This is a genomic window from Bosea sp. AS-1, from assembly GCF_002220095.1.
Classification (GTDB): domain Bacteria; phylum Pseudomonadota; class Alphaproteobacteria; order Rhizobiales; family Beijerinckiaceae; genus Allobosea.
Window position 1 is genome coordinate 3,997,806 of the sequence record NZ_CP022372.1, and the last position, 24,970, is coordinate 4,022,775.

Here is a 24,970-nt window from a genome sequence, read left to right on the forward strand (position 1 = left end):
CCTCAGACCGCCTCGAAGGCCTGTGCCAGGTCCGAGATCAGATCCTCGATGTTCTCGATGCCGACCGAGATGCGGATCAGCGCGTCAGTCAGCCCGATCTCCTCGCGCAGCTCCCTGGCGACGCCGGAGTGGGTCATCGCGGCGGGGTGAGAGACCAGCGTCTCGGTGCCGCCGAGGCTGACCGCGAGCTTCATGATCTGCAGATTGTCGAGCAGCGCGAAGGCCTCCCTCTCCCCGCCCTTGACGTCGAAGGCGAAGGTCGAGCCCGCCGCCGTGCACTGCCGGTCGAAGACCGCCTTGCGCGGATCGCCGTCCTTGAGATTGCCGAGATAGTGGACTTTCGCCACCTTCGGATGGCTCTCGAGGTATTCGGCGACGAGCTTCGCGTTCTCGTTGGCGCGGCTCATGCGGATGTCGAGCGTCTCGAGCGAGCGCATCAGCATCCAGCAGGAATTCGGATCGAGCTGCGTGCCGAGCGAGCCACGCCAGCTCTTCACCTGCCGGACCAGCGCCTCGGAACCGCTGATCGAGCCACCGACGAGGTCGGAGTGGCCGCCGACATATTTGGTCAGCGAGAGCAGGGTCAGGTCCGCGCCGAGCGCGAGCGGCTTCTGGTATTTCGGACCGAGCAGGGTGTTGTCGACGACGACGGGCGGGCGATGGCCCTGCGACGCCTCAAGCTCGTCGGCGATCGCCTTGCAGGCGGCGAGGTCGACGAGGCCGTTGGTCGGATTGGCCGGGGTCTCGACCAGGATCATCGCGACGCGGCCCTTGGCGGCCGCCGCCTTGGCGACACTGCGCATCTGCGCGACATCGAGCCCGTCGGTGAAGCCGAAGGGCGTGACGCCGAAAGCGCCCATCTGGTTCTTCAGCAGGGTCTCGGTGCCGCCATAGAGCGGGCGCGAATGGATGATGGTGTCGCCGGGGCGCAGGAAGGCGAAGCAGGTCGTCGCGATCGCGGCCATGCCCGAGGCGAAGACGGCGCATTTCTCGGCTTCGTCCCAGATCGCCAGGCGATCCTCGAGGATCTCCATGTTGGGGTGGTTGAAGCGCGAATAGACGAGGCCGGATTTCTCGCCGGGCTTGAGCTGGCGGCGACCGGCGGTGAGATCGAAGAAGTCCTTGCCCTGCTGGGCGTTCTCGAAGACGAAGGTCGAGGTCAGGAAGACCGGCGGCTTCAGCGAGCCTTCCGACATGGCCGGCGAATAGCCGAAGCCCATCATCAGCGTCTCGGGATGGAGCTTGCGGTTGGCTATCCGGTCCTTGTGATAGCTGTCGTTGCTCATGGTTGTTCTCCCTCGGTCCGGCGCGCGTTGCCCTGCGGTCAGGATATTCCTGCACCGACGCGATTGCTTGGTCGATCGCACTCGCGTTATGGCTTCATCTGCATGTTTCTGCTCATCATGAGCCAAGATGGAGCATATGATGCTCGATACGATCGATCGCCGCATTCTCGCCCTGCTCCGGGAGGACGGGCGGATCACCAACCAGGAACTCTCACAGAAGGTTGGTCTTTCCCCGACGCCGTGCCTGCGCCGCCTGAAGCGGCTGGAAGAGACCGGCGTCATCCAGGGCTATACGGCCGTGGTCGACCCGAAGGCCTATGGGCTGCCGTTCAGCGTCTTCGTCTCGGTGCGCCTCATCCAGCAGAACCAGGAACACATCGCCGAATTCGAGAAGGCGATCGAGAGCTGGAGCGAGGTGGCGGAATGCTACCTGATGACCGGCTCGCAGGATTATCTGCTGCGTGTCGTCACCGACGGCATCGAAGGCTATGAGCGCTTCCTGAAGCAGAAGGTGACGCGGCTGAAATGCATCCAGTCGGTCGAATCCAATTTCGCGCTGGCGACGATCAAGAAGCGCTCCGGCCTGCCGCCGATCTGAATTCAGGGGCCGAGGAGTTCGGGGGCCGCGGCCTGTGCCATCCGCTTCTGCTGGTGCGCCACGCCCGGCACGACGACCTCGCGCCATTGCAGGGGAACGCCGAGGCGAACGGCTGTCGCCCGGATGTCGGCCATGAAACGCTGGCCGCGCGCGAACCGGGTCGCTCCCTGATCCTCAGCGCCGGGCGACCTGTTGAGCTCCCGGTGAGCCGCATCCGTATCGCGGTCACCCAGCATGACCGTGACCTGCTTGCCGAGCGCGACGCGCAATGTGGTGTCGGTCGCAGGCGTGCCGCCCAACGAATAGGGATAGGCGAAGCCGCCCGCCGCGGCGGCATCGACAGGTCGCGTATAGTAGCCGGCATTCGCCACGACCGCCTTGGAGAAGCGGGCCTCGGGCATCAGCAGCGCCATCCGGTGCACGAACTGCCCGCCGGCCGAATGCCCGAAAAGCCTGTAGCTCGACCCGGCGGCGCGACCGGCCGCACGCGCCGCGTCGAACAATCTTTCGACGACACCGAAGGTCCACCTTGAGTGGTCCGGCTCTCCCCGCACGTTGCCCTGCTGGAATAGCCTGCTCGAAAACCGCTCCTTCTCGAAGCGCGGCGCAGCGATGAGCACGCCATAACGGTCAGCAGCCTCGACCCAGTAGTCCCGCGAATTCGCGGCATTGCGCCCGGCGCCGTGGATCACGATCACCAGAGGGCATGGCCTGGCCGCGCAAGCCTCGGGCGTATAGGTCGCGACATCGATCGCTTTCCAGACCGGATCGTCGAAGGTCCATGCGCTGCGGCCCGGGCTCGCGAAAGGCGCCGGCGTCTGCGCCATTGCAGCCGGCAGCCCGATCCCGACGACGAAGCCGAACAGGACCGAGCCGAGGCGCAAGGCGATCGTCATTCAGTTCTCGCCGCGGTCCATGGCGCGGCGCACGACCTGCGTGACTTCGCTGTCCGACAGGAAGAGGTCGTGCCTGAGCAGGCTCCAGCCGCGCCCGGCCGTATCGGCAACACGGATGCCGAGCGCATCGAGGCGCGCACGGTCAGCGGCACCTGCACGCGCCACGCCACCGGCGATGCGGGCCGAGACGGCGAGCGCCCGGTCGCCCGGATCGATGATGACCGTCATGCGCTTGGCCAGCGGGCCGAGCCGCTTCACCGTCTGCTCGAAGGCGTCGATGTCGACGTCGGGCGAGGCCAGGACGACCGAGCCGATGCGTGCATAGACGTCTGGCGAATCCCGCAGCTCGCGCAACCCTTCCAGGGTCAGGAAGGTCCCCATCGAATGAGCGACGATATGGATGCGGCCGATGGTCGGGTTGGCGACCAGCGCCCGCAGGCTCTCGACGAAGCCGTCGCGGGACCAGAGCGCGCTCTCGCGATCATAGGCATAGTCGAGCAGCTTGCCGCCCGAGGGCCAGGTGAAGAGAGCGGTGCGCCCCTGGAAGGCGAGCGAGTGCGACAGCTGGCCGGCGCTGCGGACGGCGGATTCGAAGCTCTCATTGTAACCGTGGACGTAGAGCAGCACGTCGCGGCCGTTCGCGGCGTTTGAGAACACGCGCGCCGCATCGGTGGCGGTTTCGCGCTCGATGCCGACGATCGCCCAGTCGCCGGCGACGGCCGACGAGACCCGCCCGGCAATGCCGCGTCCGGGCGGCGACAGCCTGACCTCCGCAAAGGTCAGCGGGCCTCGGTCGGTGCCGAAATAGGGTGCGGTATTGCCGACCGATTGGCGCGTGGTCATCACCAGGAGCCGCGGATCCTTGCCGAGGGCCGACAGATCGGCCCGCTCGGGCACGGAAAAGGGCGAGACCGTCGCCTCGCTCTGCGCGCAAGCGGTTAGTCCAAGCGGCAGCAGGGATGCAAGGGCCAGCGAGAAGCGTGAAAAATCGCGCCTTGTAACAGGCATGGGAGCGGCTATCCGGATCAAGCGAAAGGGTGGGTCTGGGTGACCGGGACTTAAGGGCAGGCTAACGCGGCCAGAATGGGGCGAAGCCGTCGGAGCGCGTCGAATGCGCTGCCCCGTGGCCGGGACGTCACATCAACGGCCACCCGAGAGAATCGTGATCGGGGTCGTGACCACCAGCCCGACCGTCGAGCCGACCGTGCCGACCACGCCGCCGGCGATATCGCCGATCCGGTCGCCGAGCTGCGGGCCGGCAAAGCCGATGCCACCATCCGCTCGGAGACGAGTGCCGATGAGCTGGACGACCCTGGGCGACGACGCGAATTTGTCATGGTTGAGGCCACCGCCCGAGATCTGCGACAGATCGATGAGCGTGACGCCAAGCTTCTCGAGTTCGGCGACGGCCTTGGTGTCCTGCGCGGACACGGCGCCGAGCCGCATCTTGTCGCCGCTGAAACGGCGCGAGAATGCGAGCGCTCGATCATCCGCCGAGACGAAAACGGTGATCGGACGCCGGATCTGGGCCATCTGCGTCTTGAAGACGTCGAGATCGACATCCGGCGACGCCAGCATCACGTCGCGCAACCGCCCGCCGAAGGTGCCGTCGCCACGGATGGCGGCCTGGCGCAGCGTCTCGAGCGTGAGAAACGTTCCCATCGAATGGGCGAGAATGTCCATGCGGTTGGCGCCAAGATCGCGTGCGATGGCGCGCAGGTTCTTCTCGAGGAAATCTCGCGAGTAGAGCGTGCTTTCGCGATCATAGGGATAAGCCAGCAGTTCGCCGCGCGAAGGCCAGGAAAACAGCACCGGCACGCCCTTGAAACCGGAATCGTAGACGATCTGGGCAAAGCGGAAGACCGCATCGGCGAAGTTGGTATTGTAGCCGTGGACGAAGACCAGCACGTCGCGCTGGCCCGGCGGGCGGCGCAACAGTTCCTTGCGCACATCCGAGACGATCGGTGCCAGGTCGAGCCGCTGCAGGTAGGTCGCCGTGAAGTATTTGGCGGGATCACCCGGCCCGGAACCGGTGTCGGGCAGTTCGAGCTGGCCCGGCTTGTGGTCCCGCGGAACGGTGACGTCGAGCCGTGCGAAGGAGAGCTTCGGCCCTCTCTCGCCGCTGAACCAGACCGGTTGGGCCGAGGGTTCGCGCGTGGTGGCGACATAAAGCTCGACGGTGCCGGCAATGTCCTGCTTCGGCGCCTGTGTCAGCTCGAGGACGCGCGGCGTGCCGCACGCGGCCAGCAGCAAGGGCGCGAGCAACACCAGAACAAGCACCCGAAGCCGCATCGCCACGCCGATCATTATCCTGTCGTCTCATCGAAACGGCGAATGTTCAAGATGCCGTTATGACAGGGGCACGACAGGCACCGCCGGCCGGGCGCCTTGCCGCCTGCTCCGTCCGCTTGCTAACTGACGTCATGGTCGACACCGCCTTCCGCCACGAAACGCTGGCCGACGCCATCCTGGCCGGCGAACGCGCCGCGCTGGCACGGGCGATCACGCTGGCCGAATCGCGCCGGGCCGATCATCGCGAACAGGCCCGGACGCTGATCCAGCAATTGCTGCCCCGGACGGGCGGCGCGATCAGGGTCGGCATCACCGGCGTGCCCGGCGTCGGCAAATCGACGACCATCGACGCGCTCGGCAGCCATCTGACGGCGAAGGGGCACAAGGTCGCCGTGCTGGCGGTCGACCCCTCCTCGACCCGCACCGGCGGCTCGATCCTCGGCGACAAGACGCGGATGGCGCGGCTCGCCGTCGATCCGCAAGCCTATATCCGCCCTTCTCCCTCCTCCGGCACCCTGGGTGGCGTCGCCGCCAAGACGCGCGAGACGATGCTGCTCTGCGAGGCCGCCGGCTTCGACGTCATCCTGGTCGAGACGGTCGGCGTCGGCCAGTCGGAGACGGCGGTGGCCGATCTCACCGACTTCTTCCTCGTGCTGATGCTGCCCAATGCCGGAGACGAATTGCAGGGCATCAAGAAGGGCATCATCGAGCTTGCCGACATGATCGCGGTCAACAAGGCCGACGGCGCCGGAGCGACCGCCGCGCGCGCGGCAGCGGCGCAATACCGGGCGGCCTTGCGGATCCTCGCCCCGACCGATTCGCTATGGTCGACGCCGGTCGTCACAGTTTCCGGCCTGACGGGTGACGGGCTCGATGCGCTCTGGAACAAGGTCGAAGAGCACCACCGCCGTTTCGAAGCCAAAGGGCTGATCACGCAGAAGCGCCGCCAGCAGGATGTGAAATGGATGTGGGCGATGGTGCAGGACCGGTTGCAGGCAAAGCTCCGGAACGATCCGGGCCTGAAGGCGCGGACGCCAGCGCTCGAAGCCGCGGTGGCGGCCGGCTCGTTGGCGCCGACGCTCGCCGCCGACGAGATTGCCCAGGCCCTAGGCCTGTGAGCGTCGCGGGAGCGACGGATTATCCCGATCATGGACAATCGGGTTGGCCCGCAGCTTGATGGTGCCGGTGCAGGAGGCGCCATGAACCTGTCCCGCCGTCACATCCTGACCACCGGCCTTCTCGGTGCGGTTTCGCTGCGCCTGCCGGTGCAGGCGCAATCACGCACGGCTGCGCCGCTCGGCCAGCTCGGCCTCGATGCGACGCAGCTCGGTTTGCGCCCCGGTGCCAGCGAGGACCAGTCGCAGCGTCTCCAGACCGCGCTTGGAGAGGCGGCCAAGCGCTCGGCGCCGCTGCTGTTGCCGCCCGGGCGCTACCGGATCGGCAAGGTCTCCCTGCCGGATGGCGCGCGCCTCATCGGCGTGCCGGGGGCAACCCGGCTGGTGACGGCCGATGGCGGGCCGATCCTGATCGCGCGCAATCTCGGGCGAGCCAGCCTGTCAGGCCTCGTTCTGGATGGGCTCGACATCCCCTCGCCGCAGCGCTCCGCCTTGCTCGAAGCCGATGCCGTCGGCGAGATCGCCATCGCCGACCTCGTCTTCGCCAATGCCGGCTCAGTCGGGCTAACGCTGAACCGCTGCGGCGGACGCATCGTGACGAGCAGCTTTCGCAAGATGCGGGACGCGGCGCTGTTCTCGCTGGATTCGCGCGAGCTAACGATCGAGCAGAACGCCGTCGAGGATTGCGGCAATAACGGCATCCAGGTCTGGCGCAGCGAGGCCGGGGACGACCGTTCGATCATCCGCGGCAACCGCGTCGACCGCATCCGCGCCGATGCCGGCGGCGACGGGCAGAACGGCAACGGCATCAGCCTCTACCGGGCGGGCGGCGTCATCATCGAAGGCAATCAGCTGCGCGACTGCGCCATGACCTTCATCCGCAACAACTCCGGCTCCGGCGCGCAGATCCTCGGCAATCAGGGCCGCCGCTGCGGCGAGGCCGGCCTCTATGCGGAATTCGCCTTCGAGGGCACGATCATGGCCAACAACGTGATCGAGGACTGCGCGCAAGGCGCCAACATCACCAATCTCGACCATGGCGGGCGGCTCGCCGTCTTCGCCAACAACATCATCCGCAACGCGCGCAAGGCCGTCGCCCCCAACGGCAAGGCCCCTGTCGGCGGCATCGGCGTGCATGTCGAGGCGGAAGCCGCCGTCACCGGCAACGTCATCGAGAACGCCAGCGAGATCGGCATCTCGCTGGGTTGGTCCTGGGGCATGCGCAACCTCGCCGCCACTGGCAACATCGTGCGTAAGGCGGGCATCGGCATTGCGGTCTCGCTGGTGCCGAAGGAACGCAACGCCCTGATCGCCAACAACGTCATTGCCGAGGCACGCGGTGGCGCCGTGGTCGGCACCGAATACGGCAAGCTCGTCACCGGCGACCTGACGAAAGGCCCGGACGCGCGTGCAGCCGGCGTCCGGGTCGAGAACAACGCGGTCAGCTAGCGGCCGGCGCCCGGACCCGCCCGACCTCGATGCCGTTCCAGTTCTTCAGCACGGCCTCGCGCAGCGGCGCGAAAGCGGCCTCGGTCGGCTCGTCCATCGGCAGGAAGCGGCCGACCAGCGCCGCCAATGCGACCTCGGAAGCGCGCCCGGCACCGTCGTCGCATTTGAGCGCGAGGCCGTAGCCCAGCTCCGGCAAGGCGGCACAATAGACGCCTTCGGCACCGGTCTTGGTGAAGGCGCGGGCGCCGAGCAGGCTCATCAACCGGGTATCGAACCGGCCGGTGCCGGCCACCATGAAGGGGTGCGCGGCCGCTGCAGCGCGGATGCGGGCCGCGGCCTTGGCGCGCTCGGGACCGAAGCCATGGCCGGTTCCGAGCCGGGCGAAACCGAGCGCCAGTGCCTTCAACGGCACCGCATAGGAGGGGATCGAGCAGCCGTCGATGCCCATGCGATCGCTGGAATGTGCAGCGCCTGTCACCGATTCGAGCGCGCCACGCACCGCCTGCTGGACGGCATGGTCCGGCTTGACGTAGCCGGTCGGATCCACGTCGAGCGAACAGGAGAGGCAGACGAAGCCGGCATGCTTGCCGGAGCAGTTGTTGTTGAGCGCGGTCGGTTCCGCCCCGGAGCGCGCCAGCGCCCGCGCCGCCGCCTCGTTCGACGGCCAATGCGCGCCGCATTCGAGGCAGCCGCCATCGCGCCCGGCCTTGCGCAGCATGCCGAGCGAGGTCTCGGCGTGAAGCGGCTCACCGGAATGCGAGGAGACGGCGAGCGCGATCTCGGCCTCGGTCAGCCCATAGCGGTCGGCGGCACCGCTCTCGAGGAGCGGCAGGGCCTGGATCGCCTTCACGGCCGAGCGCGGGAAGACCGGGCGCTCGACATCGCCGACGGAGATGACCACCCCGCCATCGGCGTCGACGACGATCGCCGCGCCGCGATGGCGCGACTCGACGGTGTTGCCGCGCGTGACTTCGGCAAGGACAGGATTTTCCATGGTGGCCTCCACTGCCCGGTCGATGGGCGCATCGCTTTTGCTGCCGGGCGCCGGGGTTGTCAAAAGCACTGGCGGAAAACCTTCGTGGCTGCCACGGTGCGCCGCCATGGACCAGATCGCGATGCCGCCGGACTACGAAGCCGAATACAACAACCGCGCCCGCGTGCCGGAGCATCCCGGCATCATCGCCGGCTGGCAGGCCGATGCCGCCGCCTATCGCGCAACCGCGCTGTGCGAGCTCGGCCTTTCCTATGGTGAGGGCGAGCGCCAGCGCTACGACCTGTTCAAGCCCGAGACGGCGCAGGGCAACGCGCTCGTCATGTTCATCCACGGCGGCTACTGGCAGGCGCTCGACCGCAGCTTTTTCTCGCATATGGCGCGCGGACTGAACCGGCTCGGCCTCCCCGTCGCCGTGGTCGGCTACGATCTCAGCCCGCAAGTCCATCTCGGCCATATCGTCTGGGAACTGCAGCAGGCGGCGGCGGCGCTGTGGCGACGCTACGGCTTGCCAGTCGTGGCGACGGGACACTCCGCCGGCGGGCACCTCTCGGCCTGCACGCTGGCGACCAACTGGCACAATGTCGATCCCGACCTGCCCGACCGGCTCGTGCCGGCGGCCTATGGCATCTCGGGCCTCTACAATCTCAAGCCCCTGACCGAGACGAGCATCAACAAGGCGCTCGGGCTCAGCCTGGAGGCCGCCGAGCGGGAGAGCCCGCTGTTCTGGCCGGCGCCGTCACGACTCATCATGGATGCGGTCGTGGGCGGGGCGGAAAGCGAGGAATACCATCGGCAGAGCCGCCGCCTCGTCGATGTCTGGGGGCTGGAAGGCGTGCAGACGCGCTATGAGGAGATCGCGGACGCCAACCATTTCACCGTGATCGCCGGCCTGACCGACCCCGACAATCCGATGACGCGACGGATTGCGGCACTCGCCGGTGCTTGATCTTCGGGCACCGGGGATTCTATCCAGACTTCAGAGCCGGATCCGGCAAGGCTGAACGGCCTGGCCGGTGAATCCGTCTCCCATGCTCGAGAGAGTTTCGGAGCGCGCGATGCAGACCTTCTTCGTCGAGATCAAATGCAAGCTCGGCAAGACCTACGAGGTCGCCAGCGAACTGGCCGATCGCGAGATCGCCTCCGAGATCTATTCGACAGCCGGCAACTACGACATCCTGGCCAAGTTCCACGTCGCGGCCGATGTCGATATCGGCCATTTCGTCGCGCAGAAGGTGCAGTCGATCCCCGAGATCGCCGATACGCATACGATCATCACCTTCAAGGCATTCTGAGCGGCCGCCATTGGTTCAGCGGCGGCAGGCTCTGATTCAGCAAAGCGTTCGCTGAATCACTTCAGCAGCTTGCGCGCCGTTCTTCGCGCAGCGATTCAACCACTTGCCAAACTGATTCAAGAATCTGTTGCTCGCGTTCGAGCGGCCTTCCCACTGACAGATCGACGCGGCAACCTTCTTTCCGCCGCGGCAAAACTGCCAACGACATCCCGACGGCTTGACGGCATGGGGGCTTTCGCGCGACCAGCATCCTTCGGACTGCAGGGACCATCGCGCCATGAAAAGCACGCTCTCCACCGATCTGCGCTCGGGCGCCCTCGTCTATCATCGGCAGCCCCGGCCCGGTAAGCTCGAGATCCAGGCGACCAAGCCACTCGGCAACCAGCGCGACCTGGCGCTGGCCTATTCGCCCGGCGTCGCTGCCGCCTGCGAGGCGATCGTCGACGACCCCGCGGAAGCGGCCGAGCTCACCTCGCGGCAGAACCTCGTCGCCGTCGTCACCAACGGCACGGCCGTGCTCGGCCTCGGCGATATCGGCCCGCTGGCCTCGAAGCCGGTGATGGAAGGCAAGGCCGTCCTCTTCAAGAAATTCGCCGGCATCGACTGCTTCGACATCGAGGTCGAGCAGAAGAACATCGAGAAGTTCGTCGACGTGGTCGCTGCGCTGGAGCCGACCTTCGGCGGCATCAATCTCGAGGACATCAAGGGCCCGGAATGCTTCGAGATCGAGGAGCAACTCAAGGCCCGGATGAAGATCCCGGTCTTCCATGACGACCAGCACGGCACGGCGATCATCGTCGGCGCGGCCGTCCTGAACGGCCTCGACCTCGCGGGCAAGAAGATCGCCGACGTCAAAATCGTCGTCTCTGGCGCCGGCGCGGCTGCCATCGCCTGCATCAACCTGCTGGTCGAGCTCGGCGCCCAGCGCAAGAACATCTGGGTCTCGGACATCGACGGCGTGGTCTACAAGGGCCGCAACACGCTGATGGACCGCTGGAAGGAGGTCTATGCGCAGGAGACCGAGGCCCGCACGCTGAACGACATCATCGGCGATGCCGACATCTTTCTCGGCGTCTCCGCGGCCGGCGTGCTGAAGCCGGAGATGGCCAAGCGCATGGCGCCGAAGCCCCTGATCCTGGCGCTCGCCAATCCGAGCCCGGAGATCACGCCCGAGGATGCGCTCGCCGTCCGCCCCGACGCGATGATCTGCACCGGCCGCTCGGACTATCCGAACCAGGTCAACAACGTCCTGTGCTTCCCCTACATCTTCCGCGGCGCGCTCGACGTGCAGGCGACCACGATCAACGAGGCGATGAAGCTCGCCGCCGTGCGTGCCATCGCGTCGCTCGCCCGCGAAGCGACCTCGGACGTCGCCGCCCGCGCCTATGGCGGCGAAGCCTCGACCTTCGGCGCGACCTCGCTGATCCCGAATCCCTTCGACCCGCGCCTGATCATGCGTATCGCGCCGGCCGTGGCCGAGGCTGCCATGGTGACGGGCGTCGCCCGCAAACCGCTGGTCGACGTCGAAGCCTATCGCGAGCAGCTCTCGCGCTTCGTCTTCCGCTCCGGCTTCATCATGAAGCCGCTGTTCCAGCAGGCGAAGGCCGATCCCAAGCGCGTGATCTACGCCGAGGGCGAGGATGAGCGCGTGCTGCGCGCCGCCCAGGTCGCGCTGGAGGAAGGCCTCGCCATCCCGATCCTGATCGGCCGTCCAAGCGTGATCGAGACCCGTATCCAGCGCTTCGGCCTCACGCTCAAGCCCGGCATCGACTTCCAGGTGGTCAATCCCGAGGACGATCCGCGCTATCGCGACTACGTCCAGACCTATCTCGACATCGCCGGCCGGCGCGGCATCACGCCCGAGGCGGCACGCGCGCTGGTGCGCACCAACAACACCGTGATCGCGGCGCTCGCCGTGGCGCGCGGCGAGGCGGATGCGATGATCTCCGGGCTCGAAGGCCGCTTCATGTCGCGCCTGCGGCACATCAAGGACATCATCGGCCTGGCGCCCGGCGTCTGCGACCTCGCGGCAATGACCCTGATCATCACCAACAAGGGCGCGTTCTTCCTCTCGGACACGCATGTGAAGGCGGATCCGACGGCAGAAGAGATCGCGGACATGACGGTGCTGGCCGCGAGCCATGTCCAGCGCTTCGGCCTCGAGCCGAAGATCGCGCTGCTTTCGCACTCCGATTTCGGCGCCGCCGATACGCCGAGCTCGCTGAAGATGCGCAAGGCGCTGAAGCTGATCCGCGAACGCGCGCCCAACCTCGAATGCGACGGCGAGATGGAGGCCGACACCGCCCTCGTGCCGATGATCCGCGAGCGCGTGCTGCCCTCCTCGACGCTGAAGGACATGGCGAACGTCCTGATCTTCCCCAATCTCGACGCCGCCAACATCTCCTATCAGTTCGCCAAGGTGATGGCCGATGCGCTCCCCGTCGGGCCGATCCTGATCGGCACGGCGAAGCCCGCCCATATCCTGACCGGTTCGGTCACGGCGCGCGGCGTGGTCAACATGACGGCGGTCGCGGTGGTCGAGGCGCAGGAGAGCGCAGCCGTGGCGGCGGGCAAATAGGCCTGCCGCCAGCTGCTGACAGTGCCGCCTCCGAAACCTTAGTTGGCACAGGCTTTTTCCGGCTTGGCAGACTCAATCTGCCGGGTTCTACTTCCTTGAGTCGGGCAACGCTCGCGCCGGTGCCCGGCGCAAGGAGTGGTTGCCATGCTCGACGTTACCCGCCGCTGCGCACCCCTGGCATTCGCTGCCCTGCTCGCGACGTTCCGAGGTGCTGCGGCGCAAGGTGCAGCCATCTTCCACCGGGGCAATGACGGCGAGCCGGAAACGCTCGACCCGCACCGAACCTCCACCGTCGCGGAGGCCCATCTCCTGCGCGACCTGCGCGAGGGCCTCGTCATCCACAACATGAAGGGCGAGGTCGTTCCGGGCGTCGCGGAAAGCTGGACGACGAGCGACGACGGTAAGCTCTGGCGCTTCCGGCTGCGCAGCGATGCCAAATGGTCGAACGGGGAACCGTTCAGAGCGAGCGACTTCGTCTATTCCTTCAGGCGGATCATCAATCCGGAAACCGGAGCGAAATACGCGAATCTGCTGTTTCCGATCCGTGGGGCCGAAGCGATCCACAAGGCTACCACCGGTTCCTCGCTCGACCATCTCGGCGTGCAAGCGCCGGACGAACGAACACTCGAGATCGCGCTTGAGCGGCCGACGCCCTACCTGCTGGAGCTGCTGACCCATCAGAGCGCGCTGCCGGTCCACCCCGCGAGCGCGGCGAAAGCGCGCCTCGACCCGGGCAGCACCGAAAGCTGGATCACCAACGGGGCCTACAAGCTCAAGGAATTCGTACCGAACTCGCATATCCGGCTCGACCGGAACCCGCATTTCCATGCTGCGCCCGCCGTGAAGATCGATACCGTGATCTTCTATCCGACGCCTGACCTCGCTGCCGCGGCACGTCGCTTCCAGGCCGGCGAGCTACAGCTGACGACCGACATTCCGGCCGATCAGTTCAAGGAACTGCAGCGCAAGCTTGGCGACCAAGTGCGGATCGGTCCTTATCTCGCGACCTATTTCCTGATCATCAACACGGCCAAGCAGCCTTTCGACGATCCGCGCGTGCGGCGCGCGCTCTCCCTCCAGATCGACCGGGACTTCATCGCCGATTCGATCTGGGGCGGCACGATGCTGCCGGCCTATGGCGTCATCCCGCCCCATATCGGCAATTACGGCGAGCGGGCGGAAATGGATTTCCGCTACGAGTCGGTGCTGGAGCGCGAGGACGAGGCGCAGCAGCTCCTGGCCTCGGCCGGTTTCGGCAACGGCGTGCCGCTCAACATCGAGTTCCGCTTCAACACCACCGACAACAACCGGAACACCGCCGTCGCCATCGCCGAGCAGTGGCGGGCGATCGGGGTCGAGACGCGCTTCGTCGAGACGGATTTCCGCACGCATTTCGCCTATCTGCGCGATGGCGGCGACTTCGACGTCGCCCGCTACGGCTGGATCGGCGACTATTCCGACCCGCAGAACTTCCTGTTCCTGTTCGAGAGCGACAATCCTGGCTTCAACATCGGCAAATATGCCAATCCGCGCTTCGACGCGCTGATGAAGCTCGCCGATGACGAGCTCGACATCGCCAAGCGCGCCGCGATCCTGCGCGAGGCCGACAGCATCGTCACGACGGAGCAACCCTGGATCCCCGTGCTGCACTACTCGACCAAGAACCTCGTCTCGCAGAAGCTTGTCGGCTTCGAGCAGAATCTGCGCGGCGCCATTCCGACCCGATTCCTGAGCTTGACGGCCTGATCGGCGGACCGCAGGACGACGAGGCAGCCAGCTTCATAGCTCTGCGCCAGACGCCGGGCCGATTTCCCGGCTTGGCGCTCGCAAGCAGAGCCAAGCTTCGCTAGGAAGGAGGCGGTCTTCCTTCTCACAGCAGAGTCCGCATCCATGAGCCGCATCGTCTATGTCAACGGCGCCTACCTCCCGGAGGAAGAGGCGAAGATTTCCGTCTTCGATCGCGGCTTCATCTTCGGCGACGGCATCTACGAGGTTTCGGCGGTGATCGGCGGCAAGCTCGTCGACTGCGAAGCGCATCTTGCCCGCCTCGAGCGCTCCTGCGGCGAGATCCGGCTGAACCTTCCCTGGTCGAAAGCCGAGCTGGTCGCGATCCATCAGGAGCTGATCAAGTGCAACAACCTCGACGAGGGCGGCATCTACCTGCAGGTCTCGCGCGGTGCCGCCGATCGCGACTTCCCCTTCCCGAAGGATATCGCTCCCACCCTGGTGATGTTCACCCAGGCCCGCAACTTCGTAAACGCGCCCGCGGCCAAGACCGGCATCAAAGTCGTGTCGACGCCGGACCTGCGCTGGGCTCGCCGCGACATCAAGAGCGTCAACCTGCTTGCCCCCGTACTCGCCAAGCAGTTCGCGCTCGAAAGCGGTGCGCAGGAGGCCTGGCTGGTCGAGGACGGCGTGGTGACGGAGGGCGCCTCCTCCACCGCGTGGATCGTCAAGGGCAAGACGCTGATCTCGCGCCCGCTCTCGCACAAGGTGCTGCCCGGCATCACTCGCAAGGCGGTGCTCGCCTATCTCGCGGAATCCGGCTTCACCTTCGAGGAGCGCGAGTTCACGCTGGAAGAGGCGCTCGACGCCGAGGAGGCTTTCATCACCTCCGCGACCAGCCTCGTCATGCCGGTGACCACGATCGACGGCCACACGATCCACAACGGCGCGCCTGGCCCGACCGCGCAGCGCCTGCGCGAGATCTATATCGACTACGCCCGCAAGGGTGGCGTGCTGGGCTGATCTCGACGCGGGTCATCCCGGACAAGCGGCGAAACCGCGCTGATCCGGGATCCATGCCTGAGCCGTTCCGGCATGGATCCCGGGTCTCTGCTTCGCTGCCCCCGGGATGACGGCGTAACGAAAAGGTCGTTACGGCCCGGCCCGCTCCCCCATCACATAGGTCGCGGCGACATTGCGCTCGTCGCCGAGCGTGACGAGCACGAACAGCTCCTCCGCCAGATCGCGCACCGTCTCCATGCGGTGCGCCATCGCCCGGGTCGCGCCCGTATCGAGCACGATGACGTCCGCCTCGCGGCCCGGTTCGAAGCTCCCGACCCATTGATCGAGGCCGAGCGCCATTGCGTTGCCGCGCGTGATCGCATGCAGCGCCGAGAAGGCCGAGAGCGACTGCCCCTGCAACTGCAGCACCTTGTAGGCCTCGGCCATCGTGCGGAGCATCGAATAGGAGGTGCCGCCGCCGATATCGGTGGCGACAGCGACCTTCACGCCGCGCTGCCGGGCGTGGGCCCAGTCGAACAGACCTGAGCCGAGGAAGAGGTTCGAGGTCGGGCAAAAGACCGCGACCGCCCCTGTCTCGGCGAAGGCCTGCCATTCATTATGGGTCATGTGGATGCAGTGGCCCATCAGACTCCTCGCCCCGAGCAGGCCGTAGCGCCGATAGATGTCGGCATAGTCGGCCGCTTCCGGGTAGAGTTCGCAGGCAAATGCGATCTCGGCCCGGTTTTCGTCGATGTGGGTCTGCACATGGCAGCCGGGATGTTCGGCCGCGAGGCGTCCAGCCGCCGCCATCTGCTCTGGCGTCGAGGTGATCGCGAAGCGCGGCGTGATGGCGTAGAGCTGCCGGCCCTTGCCGTGCCAGCGTGCGATCAGCGCCTTCGAATCGCGATAGCCGCTCTCGGCCGTATCGGTCAGAGCTTGCGGCGCATTGCGGTCCATCATCACCTTGCCGGCGATCATGCGCGTATTGCGCCGTTGCGATTCAGCAAAGAAGGCCTCGGCCGATTGCGGATGGACCGAGCAATAGACCGCCGCGGTGGTGGTGCCGTTGGCCAGAAGCTCGTCGAGGAAGAAGCGCGAAAGCTTTTCCGCATGGCCCTGTTGGGACAGCTTCTGCTCCTCGACGAAGGTGTATTTGTTCAGCCATTCCATGAGCTGTGCGCCATAGGAGGCGACGACCTGGGTCTGCGGCATGTGGATATGGGCATCGATGAAGCCCGGCATGATCAGATGCGGGCGATGGTCGACGATGTCGGCGTCCGCCGGCAGCGTCCGCAGCAGGTCCCGCGCCTCGCCGGCCGCCCTGACCAGCCCGTTCTCGATGACGAGCAGGCCGTCCTCGACATAGCGGTGAGCCGCATCGCCCGCGGCGTCCGGATCACCCACGAACCAGAGCAAGCGGCCGCGCAAGGCACGAATGGCGGAAGATGCGGTCACGATCAGCGGCTCCGGCACAAATCCACATCACATCTGCACCAAATCAAAGCTTCCGGCCAAGCGCGGATCATGCCTAATCTGCGGGCATGACTGGGATTGCGAGCGGAACAGGGGGAATGCGGAAACGGCTGCGCTTCCTCCTGGGCGACGAGTTCATCGAGATCGACCGCTGCGAGCCGACGCTGACAGTGCTCGACTGGCTGCGTCTCGAGAAGCGCATGACGGGCAGCAAGGAAGGTTGTGCCGAGGGCGATTGCGGCGCCTGCACCGTCGTCGTTGGCCGGCTCGACCGCGAGCGGCTGCGCTATGAGGCGATCAACGCCTGTATCCGCTTCCTGCCGACACTCGACGGTTGCCAGCTTCTCACCGTCGAGCACCTGAAAGGCGCAGACGGCAGCCTGCATCCGGTCCAGCAGGCGATGGTGGATTGCCACGGCTCGCAATGCGGCTTCTGCACGCCGGGGTTCGTGATGTCCCTTTTCGCGCTCCGGCTGAACGAAGCTGAGCCGGACATCGCACGCATCGAGGATGCGCTCGCGGGCAATCTCTGCCGCTGCACCGGCTACGAGCCGATCATCGCCGCGGGCCATCGCATGGATGAAGTCGCGCCGCGGGAGGCCGACCGATTTTTCCGCGCACGGGACACCGTAGCAGCTCGGCTTGCCGCCTTGAACGATGCCGAAACTCTGGCGCTGGAGGGCAATCGCGGCCGCTTCTATGCCCCAGCGAACCTCGAAGCGCTGGCAGATCTCGTCGCGGCGCATCCGCAGGCAACGCTGGTGGCGGGCGCGACCGATGTCGGGCTCTGGGTCACCAAGGCGATGAGACAGCTCGATCCGGTGGTTTACCTCGGGCGGGTCGAGGCGCTGCGCGCCATTGTAGATGCAGGCGACCATCTGCGCTTGGGCGCCATGGCGAGCCATGTCGATGTGCGCGATGCGCTTGCCGCCTTGTCGCCGCAGCTCGACGAGCTGATGCGGCGCTTCGGTGGCGAGCAGGTCCGCAATGCTGGCACGATCGGCGGCAACATCGCCAACGGCTCGCCGATCGGCGATTTGCCTCCGGCCCTGATCGCGCTCGATGCGACGTTGGTGCTGGCACGCCACTCCGGCACGAGGCTCGAACGCCGGAGCATCCCGCTCGAAAGCTTCTTCATCGAATACCGCAAGCAGGACCGACACCCCGGCGAATTTGTCGAGGCCGTGCTGGTGCCGAAGCTCGCGGATGGCATGCTGTTTCACGCATCCAAGGTCTCGAAGCGCTTCGATGAGGACATCTCGGCTATTTGCGGCGCCTTCCGGCTGACGCTCGCCGATGATGGACGCATCAGCGAAGCCCGCCTCGCCTATGGCGGCATGGCCGGCATCCCGAAGCGCGCGGCGACGGCCGAAGCTGCACTGATCGGACGTCCCTGGAATGACGAGGCGGTCTCAGCCGCCATCGCGGCGCTGTCGCAGGATTTCAAGCCGCTCGACGATATGCGCGCCTCGGCGCATTATCGGCTCAAGGTCGCCGGCAACCTGCTGCGCCGTTTCCTGATCGAGACCACACAGTCCGATACAAGAACACGGGTTGCCGGCCTGCTGGCGGAGGCGGCCCATGGCTGACGCACGGCGCAAGCTCGATATCGTCGCCGAGACCGGACCGGCCGGCTCCGCCCGCGCCCATGATTCCGCGCCCAAGCATGTCGCCGGCGAAGCGCTCTACATCGACGACATCGCCGCGCCTGAAGGCCTGCTGCACGCCTATCTCGGCACGAGTGACATCGCCCGTGGCCGGCTGACCTCGCTCGATCTCGAAGCGGTCCGCGCGGCGCCGGGCGTCGTTATCGTGCTGACCGCTGACGATATTCCCGGCGCCAACGACATCTCCTCGACGCATCTGCATGACGAGCCGGTCTTCGCGACCGAGAGCATCCTGTTCCATGGCCAGCCGCTCTTCGCCGTCGTCGCCGAGACGCGCGAGCAGGCGCGGCATGCCGCGGCTCTGGCGAAGGCCGATTATGCCGAGGAAGCACCGCTGATCGACATCGCCGCGTCCCGCGACGCCGGCGGCAGGCTCGTCACCGAACCGCTGAAGCTGGAGCGCGGCGATATCGCGGCTGCGCTGGCCGGGAGCCCGCACCGGCTGAAGGGCTCGATGACGATCGGCGGGCAGGAGCATTTCTACCTCGAAAGCCAGATTGCATTGGCGATACCTGGCGAGGACGAGGATATGGCCGTGCTGGTCTCGACCCAGCATCCGAGCGAGGTTCAGCATATGGTCGCGGCCGTGCTCGGCGTCGGCTCGCATGCGGTGACCGTCGAAGTGCGGCGCATGGGCGGCGGCTTCGGCGGCAAGGAGACGCAGGCCAATCTCTTCGCCTGCGTCGCCGCGCTCTGCGCCCGCAAGCTGAGGCGGCCGGTGAAGCTCCGGCCCGACCGTGACGACGACATGGCGATCACCGGAAAGCGCCACGATTTCGTCTGCGACTACGAGATCGGTTTCGACGACGAGGGCCGCATCCATGCGGTCGATGCCGTCTATGCGGCGCGCTGCGGCTGGAACGCCGACCTCTCGGGGCCGGTGACGGACCGCGCGCTCTTCCACATGGACAATTGCTATTTCTACCCGGCGGTGCGCGCCCGCTCGGAGCCGCTCTTCACCAACACCTGTTCGAACACGGCCTTCCGCGGCTTCGGCGGACCGCAGGGCATGGTCGGGGCCGAGCGCTTCATCGAGGAGGTCGCCTACGCCGCCGGGCTCGATCCGCTGGAGGTGCGTCGGCGCAATCTCTACGGCGGGGCCGAGCGCTGCGTGACGCCCTATCACCAGACGGTCGAGGACAATATCGCGGCCGAAGTGATCGCCGAGCTGGAACGACGCTCGGATTATCAGGCGCGCAAGGCCGCGATCCGCGAGGCCAACAGGACGAGCCCCATCGTCAAGCGCGGCATCGCGCTGACGCCGGTGAAGTTCGGCATCTCCTTCACCGCGACCTGGTTCAACCAGGCCGGCGCGCTGGTGCATGTCTATACCGACGGCACGGTCGCGTTGAATCATGGCGGCACCGAGATGGGGCAAGGGCTCTACATCAAGGTGGCGCAGGTCGTGGCACATGCCTTCGGCATCGGGCTCGATCAGGTCAAGATCACCGCGACGACGACCGGCAAGGTGCCGAACACCTCGGCCACCGCCGCCTCCTCCGGCTCCGATCTCAACGGCATGGCCGCGCTCGATGCCTGCGAGGCGATCAAGCGGCGGCTCACCGAATTCGCGGCGAAGCACTGGCAGGAGCGGCCGGAGGACATCGCCTTCCTGCCCGGCCGCGTGAAAGTCGGCGCGCGCGAAATCCCCTTCAAGGAACTGATCGCGGCGGCCTATATGGCTCGCGTCCAGCTCTCGGCGACGGGCTTTTACGCCACGCCCAAGATCCATTGGGACCGCAAGGCCGGGCGGGGCCATCCGTTCTATTATTTCGCCTACGGCGCGGCGGCGGCCGAAGTCGCGATCGATACGCTGACCGGCGAATACAAGGTCGAGCGCGTCGATATCCTGCACGATTGCGGGCAGTCACTGAACCCAGCGATCGACAAGGGCCAGATCGAGGGCGGCTTCGTGCAGGGCATGGGCTGGCTGACGACCGAGGAACTGGTCTGGGACAAAAAAGGGCGGCTCTGGACCCATGCGCCCTCGACCTACAAGATCCCCGTCGCCTCGGACCGCCCGCGCATCTTCAATGTGCACCTGCTGGAAAATGCGCCGAACCGCGAGCTGACGATCCATCGCTCCAAAGCAGTAGGCGAGCCGCCGCTGATGCTCGCCATCTCGGTGCTGCATGCGCTGTCAGATGCCGTGGCGAGTGTCGGTGATTACCGGATCTGTCCACGCCTCGACGCGCCGGCGACGCCGGAGCGGGTGCTGGATGCGGTCGAGCGCGTCAGGGTGGAGGCAGGCCGATGAGCCTCGCCGCCTTCCTGACAGCGCATCGGCACGACGGCATCGTGCTGGTGCGGATCGAGGGCACTACAGGCTCGACGCCACGCGAGGCGGGCGCCAGCATGGCGGTGACGGCCTATGCCATCGCCGGCACCATTGGCGGCGGCCAGCTCGAATTCCATTGCATCGATCTCGCCCGGCACATGCTGAGCGAGGGAGCGCCCGACCAGATCCTCGACATCCCGCTCGGGCCGCAAATGGGCCAGTGTTGCGGCGGACGCGTGCGCGTTTCGCTCAAGCATTGCTCCGCTCCGGAGGCGGCCATCTTGGCCGCGCGCGAGAAGGCGGAGACGGCCGCCCGTCCCTCGATCCTCGTTTTCGGGGCCGGCCATACCGGCCGAGCCCTGGCGAAAGCGCTCGCTGCCCTGCCCTTCACCGTCACGCTGATAGACGATCGCGACGACGTCATGAGCGGGCTGCCGCCGGCCGTCACCTGCATCCGCATGGCCGATCCCGTCGACGCTGTCGCGCATGCGCCTGCAAAAGCGGCCTTTGTGGTGCTGTCGCACAGCCATGCGCTCGACTATCGGCTCGCGGAAACGGCTTTGGCGCGCGGCGATGCAGCTTATGTCGGCATGATCGGCTCGGCCACCAAGCGCGCCCGCTTCGAAGCGAGCTTCCTGCGCAGCGGCGGGCGGCGCGAAACGCTTGCGCGCCTGACCTGTCCCATCGGCGGTTCGGATGTGGACGACAAGCGTCCCGAGGTGATCGCGGCCTTGACGACAGCCGAGCTGGTGCGTTGCTTGCTTGGCCGCCGAGAGCCGGCGCGAAGGAGAAAAGCGAGACATGAATCAGCCGCGTGAGCAGGAAGTGCCGCCGCGGCTGGCGCTCGCCCATATCTCCAAGAACTTTCCGGGCGTGAAGGCCAATGACGACATCAGCCTGAGCGTCAAACCAGGCGAAATCCACGCTCTGCTCGGCGAGAATGGTGCCGGCAAGTCGACACTGGTCAAGATCATCTACGGCGTGCAGCAGGCCGACGAGGGCACGATCTCCTGGAACGGCGAGGCCGTCGCGATCCCCTCTCCCAAGGCGGCGCGTAAGCTCGGCATCGGCATGGTCTTCCAGCACTTCTCGCTGTTCGACGCGATGACCGTGATCGAAAACATCGCGCTGGGTCTCGACGAGGCCGTCGATCGCGAGGAGCTGAAGCAGCGCGTCGCGGCGATCCTGCAATCCTACTCGCTGCCGCTCGATCCGGAGCGCGAGGTGCATACGCTCTCGGTCGGAGAGCGCCAGCGCATCGAGATTGTGCGCTGCCTGCTGCAGAAGCCCAAGCTCCTGATCATGGACGAGCCGACCTCGGTGCTGACGCCGCAGGAGGTCGAACGCCTGTTCGCGACGCTGCGCCAGGTTGCGGCGGAGGGCTGCTCGATCCTCTACATTTCGCACAAGCTCTCCGAGATCAAAGCACTCTGCGACAGCGCCACCATCCTGCGCGGCGGCCGCGTCGTCGCCACATGCGATCCGAAAATCGAGACGACCAAGCGCATGGCCGAGCTGATGATCGGCGCGGAGCTGCGCAAGATCGAGCATGGCCGCGCGAGCGAGGCCGGCGCGGTCAGGCTTGCTGTCAGCGGGCTTTCGTTGCCGGGGACGCCGCCTTTCGGGACGGATCTCAAGCAGATCTCCTTCGAGGCACGGGCCGGCGAGATCCTCGGTATCGCCGGTGTCGCCGGCAACGGGCAGGCCGAACTTCTGACCGCCCTGTCGGGCGAGCAGCTCGCTGCAGCACCTGAAGCCATCAGGCTTGACGGCAAAGCGGTCGGTCTCGAAGGCGCGGGAGCGCGCCGGGCGCTCGGCCTCTCCTGCGTGCCGGAAGAGCGCAACGGCCATGCCGCCGTCCCGGATTTTTCCCTGGCCGAGAATGGCGTCCTGACCGCGCGCCATCGCCTGCCGCTGGCGCCGCATGGCATCATCAGCCGCGGCGCCGTCCGGCGCTTTGCCGACGGCGTCATCAAGCTTTTCGACGTGCGCACCACCGGCAACGGTGCGCTCGCCCGCTCGCTCTCGGGCGGCAACCTGCAGAAGTTCATCATGGGCCGCGAGATCGGCCAGCAGCCTGCCGTGCTCGTCGTCTCGCAGCCGACCTGGGGCGTCGATGCCGGCGCTGCCGCCGCGATCCGACAGGAGCTCGTAGACCTCGCCGCCAAGGGCTCGGCGGTGGTCGTGATCTCGCAGGACCTCGACGAACTGCTCGAGCTCGCCGACCGGCTCTGCGTCATCAACGAAGGCCGGTTGTCGACGCCGCGCCCGGTCGCGAGCCTCGGCATCGACGAGATCGGCCTGATGATGGGCGGGGTCCACGGCGCGGAGGCAATCCATGCTTGAATGGCGCCGCCGCCGCGAGCCGAGCATGCTGATGCTGTGGCTCAGTCCCCTGGTCGCGATCGGGCTGACCATGCTCACCGGCATGCTCCTCTTCACGGCCATGGGCTATGACGGCTTCCACGCCGTCGGCAGCATCTTCCTCACGCCTTTCATCGAGCCGCAGCGCTGGGCCGATATCGGCGTCAAGGCGGCGCCGCTGGTGATGATCGCGCTCGGGCTCGCCATCGGGTTCCGCGCCAATGTCTGGAACATTGGTGCTGAAGGACAGTACGTCATGGGTGCCATCGCCGGAACCGGCGTTGCGCTCGCGACCTACGACATGACCGGCTGGTGGATTCTGCCCGCCATGGCCCTCGCCGGCATTCTCGGCGGCATGGCCTGGGCCGCGATCCCCGCCCTGCTGCGCGTAAAGCTGCAGGTCAGCGAAATCCTGACAAGCCTGATGCTGACCTATGTCGCGGTGCAGTTGCTCTATTACCTCGTGCGCGGGCCGTGGAAGGACCCGGGCGGCTTCAATTTCCCGCAGACGCGGATGTTCACTGCCGATCAGACGCTGCCGACCGTCATGGAGGGCTCGCTCGTCCACATCGGCATTCCCGCGGCCCTGCTACTCGCCATCGTCGCCTGGCTATTGATGGAAAAGACCACGGCCGGCTATGCGGTGAAGGTGGTGGGCCTTGCGCCCGCCGCTGCCCGCCATGGCGGCTTCAGCGCGGCGCGCACGACCTGGGCGACGATGCTGCTCAGCGGCGGGCTCGCAGGCCTCGCCGGGCTGTTCGAGGCAGCCGGCCCCTTTGGCCAGCTCACCCCGCAATTCCCCGTCGGCTACGGCTTCACCGCGATCATCGTCGCCTTTCTCGGGCGGCTCAGCCCGCTCGGCATCATCTTCGGCGGCATCGTGTTGGCGGGAACCTATGTCGGCGGCGAGATCGCGCAGTCGACGGTCCGGCTGCCGCAGGCCGCGACCGGCCTGTTCCAGGCGATGCTGCTGTTCATGCTGCTGGCGACCGACGTGCTGGTGCGCTGGCGCATCGTCTGGAAGCGGAGGGCGGCATGAGCAGCGCGATGGCCGTTTCCATCCTCATGACGCTGATCGCGGCCTCGACGCCGCTTCTGCTCGCGGCGCTGGGCGAGCTCGTCGCCGAGAAGGCCGGCGTGCTCAATCTCGGCGTCGAGGGCATGATGCTCTGCGGCGCAGTCGCCGGTTTCGCCGTCGCCTTCGCGAGCGGCAGCACGACTCTGGGACTCGTCGCCGCCATGCTCGCCGGTGTCGCCGCCGCTATGATCTTCGCCGTGCTCGCACTCTCGCTCGGCGCCAACCAGGTGGCGACCGGCCTGGCACTCACCATCTTCGGCACCGGCGCCTCATCCCTGATCGGTGCCGGCTTCGTGGGTCGCACGGTGGAGCGGCTCGGTCCGGTCTTCCCCGCCGCGCTCTCGGAGCATCCCGTCCTGCGGATCGTCTTCGGGCAGGACATCCTGGTCTATCTCTCGCTCGTGCTGGTGGCGGCCGTCGGCTACTTCCTGCGCCGGACGCGGGCAGGACTGATCCTGCGTGCGGTCGGCGAGAACGATGCCTCGGCGCACGCTATCGGTTATCGCGTGATCGCGATCCGCTATGCGGCCGTCGCGTTCGGCGGCGCCCTCGCGGGACTCGGCGGCGCCTATTTCTCGCTGGCGCTGACACCGATGTGGGCCGACCGCCTCACCGCCGGGCGCGGCTGGATCGCGCTCGCGCTCGTCGTCTTCTCGGCCTGGAAACCGGGGCGCCTCCTGCTCGGTGCCTATCTCTTCGGCGCCGTGATGACGCTGGAGCTGCAGGCCAAGGCAGCCGGCGTCAACTGGCTCGCGCCGGAGGTTCTGGCGATGGCCCCCTACCTTGCGACCATTGCGGTTCTGACCATGATGTCGTTAGGACGAAAGACCGGCCGGCTCGACGCGCCAGCCTGCCTCGGCAAACCTTTCTCGGCGTCCTGACG

Annotated in this window: 20 protein-coding genes; 14 read left to right on the plus strand and 6 right to left on the minus strand. The window is 66.8% G+C overall.

Annotated features, from left to right (window positions below):
- Positions 1–2: 2 nt before the first annotated feature.
- Positions 3–1,286, minus strand: a complete 1,284-nt coding sequence (locus tag CE453_RS20830) for a cystathionine gamma-synthase family protein (protein ID WP_089176314.1) — start codon at positions 1,284–1,286, stop codon at positions 3–5.
- Positions 1,287–1,413: 127 nt separating this feature from the next.
- Here CE453_RS20830 and CE453_RS20835 point away from each other — a divergent pair, with 127 nt between their 5' ends.
- Positions 1,414–1,884 (plus strand): Lrp/AsnC family transcriptional regulator, encoded by a 471-nt coding sequence (locus CE453_RS20835; protein WP_089176315.1) that lies wholly within the window; start codon positions 1,414–1,416, stop codon positions 1,882–1,884.
- Positions 1,885–1,886: 2 nt separating this feature from the next.
- Here the strand turns inward: CE453_RS20835 and CE453_RS20840 are convergent, their stop codons facing one another.
- The 3 genes from CE453_RS20840 to CE453_RS20850 all read right to left on the minus strand — a co-directional run bounded on the left by CE453_RS20840 (position 1,887) and on the right by CE453_RS20850 (position 5,072).
- Positions 1,887–2,780 carry an alpha/beta hydrolase family protein gene (locus CE453_RS20840; protein WP_089176316.1) on the minus strand — a complete coding sequence of 298 codons (894 nt, stop codon included), beginning with the start codon at positions 2,778–2,780 and terminating at the stop codon, positions 1,887–1,889.
- Positions 2,781–3,788, minus strand: coding sequence for an alpha/beta hydrolase (locus CE453_RS20845; protein WP_089176317.1), 1,008 nt, complete (start codon positions 3,786–3,788; stop codon positions 2,781–2,783).
- Positions 3,789–3,920: 132 nt separating this feature from the next.
- Entirely contained in the window at positions 3,921–5,072 is a 1,152-nt protein-coding gene (locus tag CE453_RS20850) for an alpha/beta hydrolase (protein ID WP_248308143.1), read from the minus strand.
- A 131-nt stretch (positions 5,073–5,203) separates the two neighbouring features.
- Between CE453_RS20850 and meaB the strand changes: the two genes are divergently transcribed.
- Complete coding sequence (gene meaB, locus CE453_RS20855) at positions 5,204–6,190, plus strand: methylmalonyl Co-A mutase-associated GTPase MeaB (protein WP_089178056.1); 987 nt, start codon at positions 5,204–5,206, stop codon at positions 6,188–6,190.
- An 81-nt stretch (positions 6,191–6,271) separates the two neighbouring features.
- Entirely contained in the window at positions 6,272–7,636 is a 1,365-nt protein-coding gene (locus CE453_RS20860) for a TIGR03808 family TAT-translocated repetitive protein (RefSeq protein ID WP_157733135.1), read from the plus strand.
- On the opposite strand, the gene CE453_RS20865 is transcribed toward CE453_RS20860, so the two are convergent.
- Positions 7,629–8,630: an asparaginase gene (locus tag CE453_RS20865; RefSeq protein ID WP_089176320.1), complete on the minus strand. Its 1,002-nt coding sequence runs from the start codon at positions 8,628–8,630 to the stop codon at positions 7,629–7,631. The two genes, CE453_RS20860 and CE453_RS20865, sit on opposite strands and share 8 nt — an antisense overlap.
- Before the next feature lie 106 nt (positions 8,631–8,736).
- On the opposite strand from CE453_RS20865, the gene CE453_RS20870 reads away from it, so the two are divergent.
- The 5 genes from CE453_RS20870 (at position 8,737) to CE453_RS20890 (ending at position 15,248) form a co-directional block, all read left to right on the plus strand.
- The gene (locus tag CE453_RS20870; RefSeq protein WP_089176321.1) at positions 8,737–9,576 is read left to right on the plus strand and encodes an alpha/beta hydrolase; all 840 of its coding nucleotides are present in this window, start codon (positions 8,737–8,739) and stop codon (positions 9,574–9,576) included.
- A 109-nt stretch (positions 9,577–9,685) separates the two neighbouring features.
- Positions 9,686–9,922, plus strand: a complete 237-nt coding sequence (locus tag CE453_RS20875) for an Lrp/AsnC ligand binding domain-containing protein (protein WP_038361355.1) — start codon at positions 9,686–9,688, stop codon at positions 9,920–9,922.
- A 277-nt stretch (positions 9,923–10,199) separates the two neighbouring features.
- Positions 10,200–12,500, plus strand: a complete 2,301-nt coding sequence (locus CE453_RS20880) for an NADP-dependent malic enzyme (RefSeq protein ID WP_089176322.1) — start codon at positions 10,200–10,202, stop codon at positions 12,498–12,500.
- 144 nt (positions 12,501–12,644) lie between these two features.
- Positions 12,645–14,246 carry a peptide ABC transporter substrate-binding protein gene (locus CE453_RS20885; RefSeq protein WP_089176323.1) on the plus strand — a complete coding sequence of 534 codons (1,602 nt, stop codon included), beginning with the start codon at positions 12,645–12,647 and terminating at the stop codon, positions 14,244–14,246.
- Between the two features lie 144 nt (positions 14,247–14,390).
- Complete coding sequence (locus CE453_RS20890; protein WP_089176324.1) at positions 14,391–15,248, plus strand: D-amino-acid transaminase; 858 nt, start codon at positions 14,391–14,393, stop codon at positions 15,246–15,248.
- A gap of 129 nt (positions 15,249–15,377) precedes the next feature.
- Here the strand turns inward: CE453_RS20890 and guaD are convergent, their stop codons facing one another.
- Positions 15,378–16,682, minus strand: coding sequence for a guanine deaminase (gene guaD / locus CE453_RS20895; RefSeq protein ID WP_089178057.1), 1,305 nt, complete (start codon positions 16,680–16,682; stop codon positions 15,378–15,380).
- A gap of 116 nt (positions 16,683–16,798) precedes the next feature.
- Here guaD and xdhA point away from each other — a divergent pair, with 116 nt between their 5' ends.
- From xdhA to CE453_RS20925, 6 genes are read left to right on the plus strand one after another with little or no spacing between them, the layout of a single operon-like run.
- Positions 16,799–18,289, plus strand: coding sequence for a xanthine dehydrogenase small subunit (gene xdhA, locus CE453_RS20900; protein WP_089176325.1), 1,491 nt, complete (start codon positions 16,799–16,801; stop codon positions 18,287–18,289).
- The gene (gene xdhB / locus CE453_RS20905) at positions 18,282–20,624 is read left to right on the plus strand and encodes a xanthine dehydrogenase molybdopterin binding subunit (protein ID WP_089176326.1); all 2,343 of its coding nucleotides are present in this window, start codon (positions 18,282–18,284) and stop codon (positions 20,622–20,624) included. The genes xdhA and xdhB overlap by 8 nt, the downstream gene beginning before the upstream one ends.
- Positions 20,621–21,463: a xanthine dehydrogenase accessory protein XdhC gene (gene xdhC / locus CE453_RS20910; protein WP_089176327.1), complete on the plus strand. Its 843-nt coding sequence runs from the start codon at positions 20,621–20,623 to the stop codon at positions 21,461–21,463. The genes xdhB and xdhC overlap by 4 nt, the downstream gene beginning before the upstream one ends.
- On the plus strand, positions 21,447–22,991 hold the full coding sequence (locus CE453_RS20915) for an ABC transporter ATP-binding protein (protein ID WP_089176328.1): 1,545 nt from the start codon (positions 21,447–21,449) through the stop codon (positions 22,989–22,991). Before xdhC ends, CE453_RS20915 begins: the two co-directional genes overlap by 17 nt.
- Positions 22,984–24,048: an ABC transporter permease gene (locus CE453_RS20920; RefSeq protein ID WP_089176329.1), complete on the plus strand. Its 1,065-nt coding sequence runs from the start codon at positions 22,984–22,986 to the stop codon at positions 24,046–24,048. Before CE453_RS20915 ends, CE453_RS20920 begins: the two co-directional genes overlap by 8 nt.
- Entirely contained in the window at positions 24,045–24,968 is a 924-nt protein-coding gene (locus tag CE453_RS20925) for an ABC transporter permease (protein ID WP_089176330.1), read from the plus strand. The genes CE453_RS20920 and CE453_RS20925 overlap by 4 nt, the downstream gene beginning before the upstream one ends.
- The last annotated feature ends 2 nt before the right edge of the window (positions 24,969–24,970 follow it).